1 pseudogene is annotated in these 315 nt (G+C 57.8%); it reads left to right on the top strand.

Annotated elements, in window-relative coordinates:
• Positions 1 to 315, top strand: a pseudogene (locus IB272_RS34575) (phosphoketolase); the annotation flags it as partial.

Here is a 315-nt window from a genome sequence, read left to right as displayed (position 1 = left end):
GGCTGTTCAGCCCGGACGAAAACAACTCCAACCGATGGCAGGATGTGCTCGAGGTCACCGACCGCTGCTACATGGCCGAGATCTATCCCGAGGACGATCACCTCTCACCGGATGGCCGCATCATGGAAGTCTTGAGCGAGCACCAATGCCAGGGTTGGCTTGAAGGCTATCTCTTGACCGGGCGCCATGGCTTCTTCTCCTGCTACGAAGCCTTCATCCACATCATCGATTCCATGTTCAACCAGCACGCCAAGTGGCTGAAGGTCTGCAATGAGATCCCCTGGCGCCGGCCGGTCGCGTCGCTCAATTATTTCC

This window comes from Ensifer sp. ENS08, assembly GCF_014852195.1.
Lineage (GTDB): Bacteria > Pseudomonadota > Alphaproteobacteria > Rhizobiales > Rhizobiaceae > Ensifer > Ensifer adhaerens.
The sequence above is the reverse complement of the archived record's forward strand: the minus strand, read 5'-3'. Positions and strand labels throughout refer to the sequence as shown.